The 15,026-nt window shown below is 35.0% G+C and carries 14 protein-coding genes; all 14 read right to left on the bottom strand.

Annotated features, from left to right (window positions below):
• Window positions 1-5 precede the first annotated feature (5 nt).
• The 14 genes from AB4Y30_RS07465 to AB4Y30_RS07400 all read right to left on the bottom strand — a co-directional run bounded on the left by AB4Y30_RS07465 (window position 6) and on the right by AB4Y30_RS07400 (window position 15,021).
• Complete coding sequence (locus AB4Y30_RS07465) at window positions 6-302, bottom strand: YlxQ family RNA-binding protein (RefSeq protein WP_368654854.1); 297 nt, start codon at window positions 300-302, stop codon at window positions 6-8.
• Window positions 292-573: an RNase P modulator RnpM gene (rnpM, locus tag AB4Y30_RS07460; protein WP_368654853.1), complete on the bottom strand. Its 282-nt coding sequence runs from the start codon at window positions 571-573 to the stop codon at window positions 292-294. Before rnpM ends, AB4Y30_RS07465 begins: the two co-directional genes overlap by 11 nt.
• 14 nt (window positions 574-587) lie before the next feature.
• Window positions 588-1,685, bottom strand: a complete 1,098-nt coding sequence (nusA, locus tag AB4Y30_RS07455) for a transcription termination factor NusA (RefSeq protein ID WP_368654852.1) — start codon at window positions 1,683-1,685, stop codon at window positions 588-590.
• 14 nt (window positions 1,686-1,699) lie between these two features.
• Window positions 1,700-2,170 (bottom strand): ribosome maturation factor RimP, encoded by a 471-nt coding sequence (rimP, locus tag AB4Y30_RS07450; RefSeq protein ID WP_368654851.1) that lies wholly within the window; start codon window positions 2,168-2,170, stop codon window positions 1,700-1,702.
• Between the two features lie 259 nt (window positions 2,171-2,429).
• Entirely contained in the window at window positions 2,430-6,713 is a 4,284-nt protein-coding gene (locus tag AB4Y30_RS07445) for a PolC-type DNA polymerase III (protein ID WP_368654850.1), read from the bottom strand.
• 95 nt (window positions 6,714-6,808) lie between these two features.
• On the bottom strand, window positions 6,809-8,068 hold the full coding sequence (gene rseP / locus AB4Y30_RS07440; RefSeq protein ID WP_368654849.1) for an RIP metalloprotease RseP: 1,260 nt from the start codon (window positions 8,066-8,068) through the stop codon (window positions 6,809-6,811).
• Between the two features lie 129 nt (window positions 8,069-8,197).
• Window positions 8,198-8,992 (bottom strand): phosphatidate cytidylyltransferase, encoded by a 795-nt coding sequence (locus AB4Y30_RS07435; RefSeq protein WP_368654848.1) that lies wholly within the window; start codon window positions 8,990-8,992, stop codon window positions 8,198-8,200.
• Window positions 8,993-9,004: 12 nt separating this feature from the next.
• Entirely contained in the window at window positions 9,005-9,763 is a 759-nt protein-coding gene (locus AB4Y30_RS07430; RefSeq protein ID WP_368654847.1) for an isoprenyl transferase, read from the bottom strand.
• Between the two features lie 544 nt (window positions 9,764-10,307).
• The gene (gene frr, locus AB4Y30_RS07425) at window positions 10,308-10,865 is read right to left on the bottom strand and encodes a ribosome recycling factor (RefSeq protein WP_368654846.1); all 558 of its coding nucleotides are present in this window, start codon (window positions 10,863-10,865) and stop codon (window positions 10,308-10,310) included.
• Between the two features lie 2 nt (window positions 10,866-10,867).
• A complete protein-coding gene (gene pyrH, locus AB4Y30_RS07420; protein ID WP_368654845.1) occupies window positions 10,868-11,590 on the bottom strand; it encodes a UMP kinase in 723 nt (240 codons plus the stop codon).
• Window positions 11,591-11,704: 114 nt separating this feature from the next.
• Window positions 11,705-12,589, bottom strand: a complete 885-nt coding sequence (tsf, locus tag AB4Y30_RS07415; protein WP_368654844.1) for a translation elongation factor Ts — start codon at window positions 12,587-12,589, stop codon at window positions 11,705-11,707.
• A gap of 179 nt (window positions 12,590-12,768) precedes the next feature.
• Entirely contained in the window at window positions 12,769-13,542 is a 774-nt protein-coding gene (gene rpsB, locus AB4Y30_RS07410; protein ID WP_368654843.1) for a 30S ribosomal protein S2, read from the bottom strand.
• A 708-nt stretch (window positions 13,543-14,250) separates the two neighbouring features.
• A complete protein-coding gene (locus AB4Y30_RS07405) occupies window positions 14,251-14,709 on the bottom strand; it encodes a hypothetical protein (protein WP_368654842.1) in 459 nt (152 codons plus the stop codon).
• Between the two features lie 12 nt (window positions 14,710-14,721).
• Window positions 14,722-15,021 (bottom strand): hypothetical protein, encoded by a 300-nt coding sequence (locus AB4Y30_RS07400; RefSeq protein WP_368654841.1) that lies wholly within the window; start codon window positions 15,019-15,021, stop codon window positions 14,722-14,724.
• Window positions 15,022-15,026: the final 5 nt, after the last annotated feature.

Raw genomic sequence — 15,026 nt, 5'->3', positions numbered from 1 at the left:
ATTAATTAGAGTAACAACTTTATTTTATTTGCGAATCCTTCATCTAAAATGGCAATAGCTACTCTGTGTGTTTTTCCAATAGCATGTGATAATGTATTACGATCATCAACAATTTCATAAGGAACATGATAAGAAGTACATTTATCCGTCAATTTCTTTCTCGTCTGTGCTCCTGTGTCATTTGCAATTAATACTAATTTTGCTTTTTGCTTTTGAATGTCTTTTACAATTGTTTCTTCGCCGATTGAACATTTTCCAGCTCGAAATGCTAGACCAATGATATTTAAATAATTATTTTTCATTTTCGTTACCCTGTATGATTTCTCTAAGCTCTTCGAAAATACTAGCATCCACATTTGTTGCAAATTGCTTATTTAAAATCCCCGTTTTCTCTGCTTTATCGATAACTGCTAAATCTCTTGACAAATAAGCTCCACGCCCGTTTTTTTTACCAGACAAATCAACAGAGATTTCCCCTTCTTTACTTCGAACAATACGAATCATTTCTTCTTTTGTCTTCATTTCATTAGAAACAATACATTTTCTAAGAGGTACTTTTCTCTTTCTCACCATTTGGCATTCCTCCATTAATCAAACAAAAGATCGTCGTCATCTAATAAATCTTCTTCTTTTTCTACTAGTAATCCTTCTTCTTTCGCAACAGATTCACTCTTAATATCAATTTTCCATCCTGTTAACTTAGCTGCTAGGCGTGCGTTCTGTCCACGCTTTCCAATTGCTAAAGACAGTTGATAATCTGGAACAATTACTGTAGTCGACTTTTCTTCTTCATTAATCATAACGGAAATTACTTTTGAAGGGCTTAATGCATTAGAGACATATGTTACCGGATCTTCTGACCATTCAATAACATCAATTTTCTCTCCTTTAAGTTCATTAACAATTGCTTGAACTCTTTGGCCACCTTGCCCTACACAAGAGCCTACTGGATCAATTTCTGGGTTTTCTGCATAAACGGAAATCTTAGAGCGATCTCCTGCTTCACGAGCAATTGACTTAATTTCTACTGTACCATCATAAATTTCTGGTACTTCCATCTCAAATAAACGTTTAAGTAAACCTGGATGAGAGCGTGAAATATAAATTTGTGGTCCTTTACTTGTGTTTTCCACTTTCGTAACAAACACTTTAATACGATCATGAATTTCATATTCATCTGCCGCCATTTGTTCAGCTTCTGCTAATTTTGCTTCGATTTTACCTAAGTTTACGTAGATAAATCGCTTATCTTTACGCTGAATAATACCTGTCATGACCTCTTCTTCACGGTCTACATATTCACTAAAAATCACACCGCGCTCTGCTTCTCTAACACGCTGTGTAACAACTTGTTTTGCTGCTTGTGCTGCAATTCTTCCAAAGTCTTTCGGAGTAATCTCTACATCAATTACATCATCAACCTGGTAATTTGGATCAATTTCTCTAGCTTCTTCTAAAGAAATCTCCTCTTGTATGTTCTCTACTTCTTCCACTACTGTTTTGCAGATGAACACTTGAAGCTTGCCTGCTTCTTCATTTATTTCAACTTTCACATTTGATGCTGACTTAAAATTCTTCTTATAGGCAGAAATAAGTGCCGCTTCTAAAGCGTCTAAAAGCACTTCCTTATCAATACCTTTTTCCTTTTCTAAAAAATCAATCGCTTCGAACAATTGATTGCTCACTTCTATTCCCCCTTTTATAAAACTACGGCAAGTCTGGCCTTTGCAATTTTGTCATACGGAATTTCAACTGTACTTTTTCTTGTTTTATCTTTATATTCAATGGTTGCAACATCTTCATCAAAATGCTTTAAAACCCCTTCATATTCCTTTTGGTTATCAATTGGTGCGTACAAAGAAACATAAACGTTTTTACCGACATTTTTTTCAAAATCAGTTTTATTTTTCAAAGGACGTTCTACCCCTGGGGAAGAAACATCTAAATAATAATTACCTTCTATAAAATCTACTTCATCTAGTTTTTCACTTAATGCCGCAGAAACAAAACCACATTCATCTATGCTAATTCCACCGTCTTTATCAATAAACACTCGCAGAAACCAGTCCTTACCTTCTTTTACATACTCAATATCAACCAGTTCGAAGTCTTCATTTTCGATAATTGGCAAAATCAGTTCTCTTGTTGATTCAATAATTTTACTGCTCACAATGGCCCTCCTTTATTCAGTTGTCATTATAGCTAGTATAGACAGGAACTCTATCATTCATTACATTTTTTCATCCAATCAATATAAAACCCCTGCCGAATTACTTGGCAAGGGATAGTTAAACTAATTGAAGTATTAAACAGAGATATTCCAGTCCTTTAAACCATTTCAAACATACTACCTAAAAACAGTTTAACATAGAGATTTCTTTGTTGCAAGGAAATCCAACTACTGACAGTGGCCAGAACCAATTATCTATCTAAAATAATGATAATTGATTCTTCTCAGCCATTCCTTCTAAACATCCGTGTTGGTCTAAATATTCAAGCACTGTATTGGAGATTCTGCTTCGTTCACGTAAATCTTCTTTTGATAAAAATTCGCCATCTTCACGGACTTTCACGATATTGTGTGCCGCATTGACCCCCAGTCCTTCTACTGCACTAAATGGTGGAATAAGTGAATCTCCTTCAATAATAAAATCTGTTGCACTTGATTTATATAAGTCTACCTTTTCGAATTTAATTCCTCGTTCCCACATTTCTAGTGATACGTTTAATACTGTTAATAAGTTCTTCTCTTTTGTTGTTGCATCATTACCTTTTGCCTTAATTTCTTCCATTCGTTTGCGGATGGCATTTGAACCTTTTACCATCACATCTAATTCAAAGTCGTCTGCACGAATAGAAAAATACGCTGCATAAAAGAGAATTGGATGGTGTACTTTAAAATAAGCTATACGCACTGCCATTAAAACATATGCAGTAGCATGTGCTTTTGGAAACATGTATTTGATTTTCTGACAGGAATCGATATACCAATCTGGTACCTGCTGTTTCTTCATTTCTACGATCCATTCATCCTGTAATCCTTTTCCTTTACGGACAGATTCCATAATGGTGAAAGCTAAAGATGCTTCTAGGCCTTGATGCATTAAATAAACCATAATATCATCACGACAACCGATAACCTCTGGTAATTGACAAATTCCGTCATTAATCAAGTTTTGTGCATTACCTAGCCAAACATCTGTACCATGTGATAATCCAGAGATGATTACCAATTCAGCGAAGGTTTTTGGTTTTGTTTCTTCTAGCATTTGTCGTACAAAAGATGTACCAAACTCTGGAACTCCGAGTGTACCTGTTTTACAATCAATCTGCTCTGAGGTCACTCCTAATGCTTCTGTACTTGAAAATATACTCATTACTTTTTCATCATCTATAGCTAACTTCTGTGGATCTAATCCACTTAAATCTTGTAGCATACGAATTACGGTTGGATCATCGTGTCCAAGTATATCCAGTTTTAATAAATTACTATCAATCGAGTGAAAGTCGAAATGAGTGGTACGCCATTCACTTTTTCGATCATCTGCTGGAAACTGAATTGGTGTAAAGTCATAGATTTCCATATTATCAGGGACAACAATAATCCCCCCTGGATGCTGTCCAGTTGTTCTTTTTACACCGGTACACCCTTGAACAAGTCTTTCAATTTCTGCATTTTTCATATGAAGCTGATGGTCTGATGCATATCCTTTTACATAACCAAAGGCTGTTTTCTCAGCAATCGTACCAATCGTACCCGCACGATATACATAATCTTCACCAAATAACTCTTTCGTGTAGTTATGTGCATGAGTCTGGTACTCTCCAGAGAAGTTAAGATCAATATCTGGAACTTTATCTCCTTTAAACCCTAAGAATGTTTCAAATGGGATATCTTGTCCATCCTTTGCTAGCTCATGGTTACAATGCGGACATTTTTTATCTGGTAAATCAAAGCCACTAGCATAAGAACCATCTGTAATGAATTCATTATAGTGACATTCTGGGCATACATAATGTGCTGGTAATGGATTTACTTCGGTAATTTCCATCATTGTAGCTACAAGTGAAGATCCAACCGATCCACGTGACCCTACTAAGTATCCATCCATTAATGATTTTTTCACTAGTTTATGAGAAATTAAGTAGATAACACCGAAGCCATGACCTAATATACTACTTAATTCTTTTTCTATTCGCTCCGAGACAATTTCTGGTAATTGTTCTCCGTATATATGATGTGCCATAGAATACGTTAATTCACGAACTTCATTCTCCGCACCTTCAATTTCTGGTGTATATAACTTATCTTGAATAGGTACGACATCCTCAATCATATTTGCTATCGCATTAGAATTCTCCACTACGATCTTATGCGCCATGTCATGACCTAGAAATTGAAAGGCTAATAACATTTCATCTGTTGTACGAAATGATGTATCTGGTAGCGTAACTCGATTTAAAGGATTACCCTTCTGTGAAGCAATCAATATTTGTCGATATAATTTTTCATGCTTGTCGATATAATGGACATTCCCTGTAGCAACTACTTTTTTATCTAGACGTTTTCCTAGATCAATTAATTTCTTAATGATATCAAAGAGCTGTGCTTCATTTTGTACAAGTCCTCGCTCAATAAGATGTGAATAATTGGCAGGTGGATGTACTTCAATATAATCATAAAATGAAGCTACATTTTCTGCCTCGTCAACAGACTTCTGCATCATTGTTTCAAATACTTCTCCTTGATCACATCCAGAACCTACTAGAATTCCTTCACGAAGTTTGTTTAGTAAAGATCTTGGTACTCTTGGGACTCGGTAGAAATAATCGATATGTGACTGAGACACAATTTTATATAAGTTTTTCATTCCTTCTTGCGTTTGAGCAAGTAGTATACAATGATATGGTCTAGAGCGCTGATAAGCATTTCCTTCGCCCATATGCTGATTTAACTGATCATGATGTGTAATATCAAGTTTTATTAGCTCTCTAATCAATTTCCAAGTCAAATAACCTGTAGCCTCAGCATCATAGATTGCTCGGTGATGCTGAGTTAATTCGATATCATAATATTTACATAATGTATTTAAACGATGGTTTCCTAGATCAGGTAGTAAGAAGCGAGATAACTCAAGCGTATCAATTATCGGATTGCTAATCTTCTCATAATCTAATTTACGAAAGCCTTCATTTAAAAATCCAATATCGAAAGTAGCATTATGTGCAACTAAAACCGCATCTCCCATCCAGTTTCTAAAGTCAGTTAAAACTTTATCTACTTCAGGCGCATCCACTAACATATCATCTGTAATACCAGTAATATCAATGATAACATCTGATAAGGCTCGATGTGGATTAGCAAAGGATTCAAAACGATCAATGATCTCTCCTTTATAAATTTTAACAGCTGCTAACTCAATAATGGTGTCATATACTGCAGAGAGACCCGTTGTTTCTACGTCGAACACCACATAGGTACCTTCATCTAGTTCCAAATGTGCTTCATTGTAAGCGATTGGAACCCCATCATCAACCAAGTTGGCTTCTAATCCATAAAGTACTTTAATATTATTTTTTTTGCTAGCAGAAAACGCTTCTGGGAATCCTTGTACACCCGAATGATCTGTAATCGCAATTGCCTTATGTCCCCATTTTGCAGCTTGTTCAATAAGTCTACCAGGTGAAACAACTGCATCCAACTGACTCATTGTTGTATGTGCATGTAGCTCCACGCGTTTTTCCTCTGCTAAATCCTGACGAGTTGGTACTCTTACTTCTTCCATATCTGAAGCCATCATTGCTAACTCATTAGAATACATATCTGTTTGAATCTTTCCTCTTGCCCTTACCCAAATACCCTTTTTCACTTGTGAAAAGATTTTAACATCATCATCATTTCGTGAGAACATTTTAATTTCTAATGAATCTGTGTAGTCAGTAGCTTTTACAATTAATAATGTACGTCCTGAACGAAGCTTCCGTTCTTCTACTGCAAATATATAACCTTGCACAGTAATTCGTTGCTCTTCCTCTAATATTTCTTCCATCCTTATCGGATCATCTTTAATTGGATAACCAATTGCTAATGGTTTCTCAGCTTCCATCTTATTCTTCTGTTCTTCTCTATTTTGTTGATTTTGTACCATTTCGAACGCAAGTTTTCTATCCTCTTCTGCCTGCTGTTTACGGAACTCCTGTACATCTGCTTCATTTGCTTTAATTTCCACGTCCACTGTATATGTAGGAATTCCATTCTTCGTACAGAAAACATGGAAGCTCTCTTGTAGGTTTCGTTTTAATGAACTTCCTTCTGCACCATTTCTAGCAGAAATAGTTATTTTTTGATTTGTGATTTGTGGGAGTTGTCCGTTGAGTAATTCTTTATGTGCTGGTAATAACTGTGTTTGCTGAATAAAGAATTTCCAATAATCAAGGAGCAAATCTTCCGAACATTGATTATCCTCAGCAGAAATTGTAACTTCTGTAGAAGCAATATGTTGAAAGGACTGTGCTAATTGATTACGGAATACTTCTAGCACATTTATTGGTAATAGTTGACCAACATGAATATGAAAATGCCATGTCTTGGTCTGCTTAAAAATTTCCACCTTTTTTATCGAACTTTCTAGAAAATGAGCATTAACCATCTCATCAGGTAACTGAATTTGTTGTAAGAGCAGGAGCATTTTCTCTTTTCCTGAAATGTCCATCTCAAGTCCTCCCTCTGTGCATTTATTTTTCTTCATAGAAAGAGTGAAGCTTCTACATGGAAATCCATCAGAAGCTTCATTGTCTTAGTTATTTCTTATAAAAATAGTCTTTGGATATCGTTCCATGTCACAATAATCATTAAAAGCATCAATAAAGCAAATCCAAAGAAGTGAACCATTCCTTCTTTTTGCGGATCAATAGGTTTTCCTCTAACTGCTTCAATTCCAATGAAAAGTAATCTACCACCATCAAGTGCAGGAAGTGGAATTAAATTGATAATTCCTAAGTTAATACTTAACATTGCTGTCCACATCAAGAAATTATGCAATCCTGTTTGAACAACCTGATCTGTCACATCATAGATTCCTACTGGACCAGATAACATTTCGATAGACAGCTGACCAGTCACTAACATAAATAAATTAGTTAAAATAAGCTTTGTCGTTTCATATGTTTGTGAAACACCATTTGTTAAAGACTTCCATAATGATTTTTCAAATGCTAATTGAACACCTACTTGACCAAAAGTAATATTCTCTGCTGTTTCTGCTTGTGGTATAACAAGCAAATTCTCTTGCTGGCCATCTCGTTCTACAGTCATTTGCAATTCTTCTTCTGGACTTTCTCTTACAATGGTCGTAAATTCTTCCCATGTCGTAATTGCTTGGTCATCTATTTGGATAACTTTATCCCCTGATTGGAAGCCTGCTTCTGCTGCAGGGCTATCATCTACCACTTCACCAATAATAGCTTGTTCTGAAGGTACCCCATAAGCGACACCTAAAATAATAAAAATCACAATCGCTAATAAAAAGTTCATGAATGGTCCAGCAAAGAGCTGAGCTGCTCTTTGTCCAACTGATTTCGAAGCAAACTGACGATCATATGGAGCAATTTGTGTTTCTGTTTCATCCATTACAAAAAATGCGTCACGTTTTACTTCAAAACGTAATAATTCTGAAGGCTCATCAATCTCATATCCTTCAATCATTAATTCATGATTCAAATCGACTTTTTCTATTTCGATAATTCGAGCATTAGGATGTTTTGATTTATTATTTACAATAATTTTTGCTACTTTTCCATTCTCATCGAATTCTAAACCAACATGGTGACCTGGTTTTAATTCAATAATCTCTGGATCTTCACCTGCTACTCTTACATAACCACCTAATGGTAGAAGACGAATCGTATAAAGTGTTTCGTTCTTAGTAAATGAAAATATTTTCGGTCCAAATCCAATCGCAAATTCTCTAGCTAGCATTCCTGTGCGCTTTGCTAAAATTAAATGGCCAAATTCATGAACAAACACCAATAATCCAAACATAAAAATAAAGGCAATTATCGTATTCATTAAGAGCACCTTTCTTTTCTTGATATTTATCTTTTCTTTACGTTAATAGCCCATCTAAATATTTGTAGAAGAAAGAAAAGCTACAACACTTCACTTTATTTTTCAAACGTTCATCTTATTCCTTATATATTATGAAATAAAATGAATTAAATACAAGAATGGAACTACAAATAACAAACTATCCAACCGATCTAGAATCCCACCATGACCAGGAAGTAATTTACCAGAATCTTTTACTTGGAAATGTCTCTTATATGCTGAAGCAACTAAATCACCAATTTGTGCAACAATAGAGATAGTAACAATCACAAGACATAATACACCAAGTGAAATGGTAAATGGATAGACCAGATGAAAGACAATTCCTACAGCCAATGCAGAAACAATTCCACCAATAGCTCCTTCTATCGTCTTGTTTGGACTAATAACTGGCCATAGCTTATGTTTCCCAAATGCTCTTCCAGTAAAATAAGCACCTGTATCTGTTGACCAGATTAAGAATAGAACAAATAAAACAAAGTTAAGACCTTCTCCTCTTGTTACATTTAGAAAATAAAAGCCCATACTAATATAAAGTGTTGTTATTAAAATAAAACCTGCATGTTCAAATGTAAATTTGTTTTTCGAAAGTACTGTATATGCTAATAATAACATGACAAATAAGATAACTGCATCTATTTTTGTCAACCATTGTTCTACATGGATTGATGTGTCTTCAGGTAATAAAAGAAACCACATAAATAAAACAGATAAAATAATCGGAAAAATTCCATTTTCTTTTATACCTTTATTCATACGAATAAGTTCCATCAAACCAACAGTTGCTAAAAAATAGATAAATAACGTGAATGGCCATTTACCATAAAGTACAAAAGGTACAAAAATAATCATTGCAAATATAGCTGTTATAATTCGTTGTTTCATGTATGTATCACCCTAAATACCCCCGTATCTTCTCTTTCTGTTTTGATAATCAAGTAAAGCTTCTTTAAAGATGCCTTCAGTAAACTCTGGCCAATATACATCTGTAAACCAAAATTCTGTATATGCTAATTGCCAGAGTAAGAAGTTACTTAATCTTTGTTCTCCACTTGTGCGAATTAGTAAGTCAGGGTCACATAATCCTTCCGTATATAGATATTTTGCAAAGAATTGCTCATCCAATTCATCTACGGGTAAATCTTTTTCACTTACATCACTTACAATATGCTTAATAGCACGTAATATTTCTGTTCTACTACCATAATTTAAAGCAAAATTTAAGAGCAATCCATCATTATCCTTTGTTCTATCCTTTGCATGTTGAATTGCTTCTTTAGTCGATTTTGGTAAAGTATCAAAATCACCGATTGTTTCTATTCGGACATTATTTTCTATCATTTCTGGTAAATAAATATCCAAGAAATCAATTGGTAATTTCATTAAAAAATCAACTTCTGATTTCGGTCTTTTCCAATTTTCTGTTGAAAAAGCATATAAGGTTAATATTTTTATATTTAAATTTGAGGCAACCCTTGTTATCTTTCGGACAACACTCATACCTTCCTTATGGCCGGCAATTCGTGGGAGACCTCTCTTTTTGGCCCAACGACCATTGCCATCCATGATAATGGCAACATGATTCGGTACATTAATTAATTCCAAATCATTTTGTTCTGGTTGTTTACTTTTAAAAAAAGGAAGTTTCATTGACATCATTTGCCTCCGACTAATAAATTAAGTCTATTTGGTGTAGAAAACATTTTCTCTTTCAAAAAATAAATTCTTGCCATAAAGATATCTGTCGCAGTCAATCACTGTTCAAGCAACATTATTTCCATATCTGATTTTATTTTAAGATTCGACTATCTTCTACTACCAGCTTATTATGTATATTTTATTATTAATATTTATCATTGAGCTACACTAGCAGAAGAAATATAACAACCGAGGAAGCTGTGGGTTCAGACTATAGGAAAAGCAGAACACATTCCTTAAGCAAGCCGCTCATTCATCATCTATACTTTGTTGATTTGTAATCATTTCTTAATTCCATACAAATAGACGTACTCTTCTAAGTATATACTATGATGATTCATAATTATATCACTATCTAAAAAAAATAAAACCCTCTTCTAAAAGAGGGTTTATACATACTATAAACGACACTTAAAAATCGAATTCATCAAGGCAAATTTATAATTATATCCCTTAAGTTCATCTCATTACTTATAGCGGAAGAAGTTTTTGTGATACTCAGTTAAACTTCCATAATTTCTGCTTCTTTTTCTTTAGCTAATCGCTCTAATTCTGCAATATAATTATCTGTTTCTTTTTGTACATTATCTTGGTTATTACGTAATTCATCTTCTGTAATTTCGCCATCTTTTTCAGCTTTTTTAAACTGTTCATTTGTATCGCGGCGAATATTACGTATACGAACTCGATACTCTTCTGTAAACTTGCCAACTACTTTAACAAGTTCTTTTCTTCTTTCTTCTGTTAATGCAGGAATAGTAATACGAATAATATTTCCGTCATTAGATGGTGTTAAACCAAGGTCTGCTTTTTGGATTGCTTTTTCCATATCACCAATTGCAGTTTTATCATATGGAGTGATTGTAATCATTCTTGGTTCTGGAGCTGATATGTTAGCCAGCTGGTTAAGCGGAGTTGTCGCACCATAATAATCAACAAAAACACTATCAAGCAAATTGGGGTTTGCACGACCTGCACGTACTGTCGCCAAACTCTTCGTAAATGCTTGTACAGTTTGTGTCATTTTTTCACGAGCTTGATTTAATATATCACTTGTCATTATTATTTCCCCCTTATAGTTGTCCCAATTGATTCTCCAAGCACAACGCGTTTAATATTATTTTCATCCATAATTGAAAATACAATAAGTGGAATATCATTATCCATACATAAAGTAGATGCTGTCGAATCCATAACTTCTAAACCTTCATTTAACATATCCATAAATGATAGATTGTCATATTTAATGGCATTCTTATCAAGTTTAGGATCAGCACTATATACACCATCCACATTATTTTTACCCATTAAAATAACTTCTGCTTCAATTTCCGCTGCTCGTAATGCTGCTGTAGTATCTGTAGAAAAATAAGGATTTCCTGTACCTGCAGCAAAAATCACAACACGTTTCTTCTCTAAATGACGAATTGCTTTTCTACGAATATATGGTTCTGCAACCTGTCTCATTTCAATTGAAGTTTGTACGCGAGTAGGTATACCTAGCTGTTCTAAGCTATCCTGAAGTGCTAGTGAGTTCATTACCGTTGCTAACATCCCCATATAATCAGCTGTTGCACGATCCATGCCCATTTCACTTCCAACTTTACCACGCCAAATATTTCCGCCACCAACTACTACTACTACTTCCACGCCCATGTCGGCAACTTCTTTCACTTGTTTTGCAACAGATTGAATAATTTTTGGTTCAATTCCAAAGCCTTGTTCTCCACTTAATGCTTCTCCACTTAATTTTAACACAATTCTACGGTAACGAGCTGTTGTCATAATAACCTCCACAGATAAATAAAATCTAGATATATTCCCCATCAAGTGGGTTCCTCAAATGTATACATGGAGAAGTAGGGAACAGTGCTTTGTTCCCTACTTCAATTTTCTTCATTATTGTTTGATTTGGCTCATAACTTCTTCAGCAAAGTTTTCTTCTCGCTTCTCTAAGCCTTCGCCCACTTCATATCTTACGAAAGATTTAACTGTAGCACCTTTTTCTTCCACAAACTTTTTAACTTTAACATCTGGGTCTTTAACAAAGCTCTGATCAAGTAAGCAAATTTCTTCAAAGAATTTGCCAAGACGACCTTCTACCATTTTTTCAACGATATTTGCAGGCTTACCTTCTCCTAAAGCTTGCTCTTTCAAAATTTCGCGTTCACGATTCACTTCATCTTCTGCTACTTCTGTACGAGAAACATATTTAGGGTTAACTGCAGCTACGTGCATAGCAACATCTTTAGCAACCTCTTCATCCGTAGTACCTTCTAATAATGTTAAAGCACCAATACGTCCACCCATGTGTAAATAAGCACCAAATGCATCTGCATCTGTTTTACTTACAACTGTAAAACGACGGAATGAAATCTTTTCGCCAATTGTAGCAATTGTAGTATTTAAGTGGTCTTCAATTGTTTCACCTTCACCAAATAACTTTTGGCTTAATGCTTCTTCAACTGTTGCAGGCTTTTGCTCTAAAACATGCTTTCCTAAATCAACAAGTAATTTTTGGAATAATTCATTTTTCGTTACAAAGTCTGTTTCACAGTTAACTTCGATAATTACAGCGTCATTACCTGAAACGGCAATATGTGTAGATCCTTCTGCAGCAATTCTGCCAGCTTTCTTAGCAGCTTGAGCTGTACCTGATTTACGTAAATAATCAACAGCTTCATCTATATTACCATTTGTTTCTTGAAGTGCTTTCTTACAATCCATCATTCCAGCACCAGTAATTTCACGTAATTCTTTAACTAATTTAGCAGTAATCGCCATTCTAAATCCTCCTATAAATAATTAAGTTATTTTAACAGTTTATCTTTTCATTACTATCCACATTATTTAAAAATAATTTGCGGCTCGTTATACTTATACAGTAAGAATGAAATTATCCATTCTTATTTGAAAAAAAGGTGATAAAAGGCATATCCCCTTATCACCTTTCTGTTTGTTTATTACTTAGCTTCTACTTCAGTTGCTTCTACTTCTTCAGAAGTTTCTTCAGCTACTACTTCTTGTTCCTCTTGTGCTTCAACTTCTAACTCTTCACCTTGCTTACCTTCTAAAATAGCATCTGCCATTTTAGCTGTTAAAAGTCTAACAGCACGGATTGCATCATCATTTGCAGGAATTACATAATCAATTTCGTCTGGATCACAGTTCGTATCTACAATTCCAATAATTGGGATATGTAATTTACGAGCTTCTGCAATTGCAATTTTTTCCTTACGAGGATCAATTACGAATAATGCATCAGGTAATTTAGTCATATCTTTAATTCCACCAAGGAATTTAACTAAGCGTTCTTTTTCTTTAAGAAGATTTACTACTTCTTTTTTAGGAAGTACTTCAAACGTTCCATCTTCTTCCATACGCTCAATGCTTTTTAAGCGATTGATTCTCTGACGGATTGTTTTGAAGTTTGTTAATGTACCACCTAACCAACGTTGGTTAACAAAGTACATACCTGAACGAGTTGCTTCTTCTTTAACAGATTCTTGAGCTTGCTTTTTCGTACCTACGAAAAGAACAGTTCCACCATTCTCTGCAATCTCACGAACATACTTGTAAGCTGCGTTCACTTTTTTAACTGTTTTTTGTAAATCAATGATGTAAATGCCATTACGCTCCGTGAAGATATATTTTTTCATCTTTGGATTCCAACGGCGAGTCTGATGTCCGAAATGTACACCAGCTTCTAATAATTGCTTCATAGAAATAACTGACATGTTTCTTTCCTCCTAATGGTTTTTTATCCTCCGCTCAGTTCCTATCTAGATAAGACCATATATTTGGCACCATCATCTAAATCCCTAAGCGTGTGTATTTTATCACTTATATTTAAGTACATGTTCAAAAAGGTCAGTAATAAGGACCATCATCGGTTAAGTTCGCAACGACCTGTTGCAACACCGATACTAGCACATCCTGTGCGTCGAAAGTTCAAGGCAGCGTAGCTTAGAGTAGCGGACTTCTACAGGATGTGGTGACTTCTGTGTTGTCCACAGGACGTGGACGGTTTTAACAGAAGTTCTGCTATAGTTACAATACATGAGCAACGGAAAAGCAAGCTAATGCAGAAATTCGATGTGTCATTTTTAGTGGGCTTTTTGAACGGGCTCTATAAGCAATATTTATACCAGAAATTAATATAACATATGTTGTCGATACAAGCAAGTTTTATCTTTTTTATGAGATAGAAAAGTATAAAAATTGCATAAAGTAATGCTTATTCAAAGTTAGCCCTGTCTAGCTCCGAGCGCCAAAAACTAAGAGATTTCGCGTCACACCCTACAATAAGTCAACATCGGCTCGTAACCTCACCGTGTTTCCTTTATCTCGGTTGTGCCACTCCAATCTCTACGTTTTTTGACGCATAGGATGTGCTAGTGCAGGCGTTGCGACAGGACGTCGCGTTTTTAGCCTGTAAGGGCGCTCTACGCTTTTCGTTCTGTATGAAAGTTTATAATTAATGCTACTTCTGTCTTTCCACAGCCTAATTGTTTAGCGATATCTTCTGTTGACAAGCCTTGCTGGTGTAATTGTAGTACTTGTGATTCTATCGAAGGAGTTTCTGCTTTATCTTCTCGCTTAATATGCTCTGGCCATTTCTCCACAGTCTCCTCCTGCTCATGATGGGTCACTTGTTGAGTTGGTGGTGGAGGGAATTGTATAGAAGAATTTTTGGCTTGCTTTTCCTGATTATGAGGCGATGCTTTTAATTGTAATTGCAAGCGTTCATTCTCGTATTTTATTTCATCTAAATATGTGTCCATCAATTGTGTAATATCCTCATTATTCGCCTTTTTTAATGATTGCAGCTGGTAGTAGAGATAAAACATGAATCCAAAAAGCACAAGATGGAATATGATGATAATTGTAATAATGATAACCATATATTTCCCCTTCTATCCATTAACATCAATAATTTTGCCTAAATACTCATGTTCAATAGAGCTTTGCTCATCCATTTCTTTCGTCTGCTTATTTTTCTTTCTTGCAGAATGGTTTTTTTCTTCCTTCTCTTTTTTGAGTTTTAATTGCTCTATTTCTTGAGTTTGCTTTCGCTTTCTTTCTTGCTCTTGAACTTGATTACTGTTCAATGCTGCTTGAAACTGTTCATTTTGTCTGGTTAACTGTTCCTGCATTTTCTGTGCTTCTACAGTTCGAGGCAATGCAACTTGCATTTCAATGGATTTTAATCCCATATTAG

Source organism: Ornithinibacillus sp. 4-3 (genome assembly GCF_040958695.1).
Taxonomy (GTDB): domain Bacteria; phylum Bacillota; class Bacilli; order Bacillales; family Amphibacillaceae; genus CALAMD01.
The sequence above is the reverse complement of the archived record's forward strand: the minus strand, read 5'-3'. Positions and strand labels throughout refer to the sequence as shown.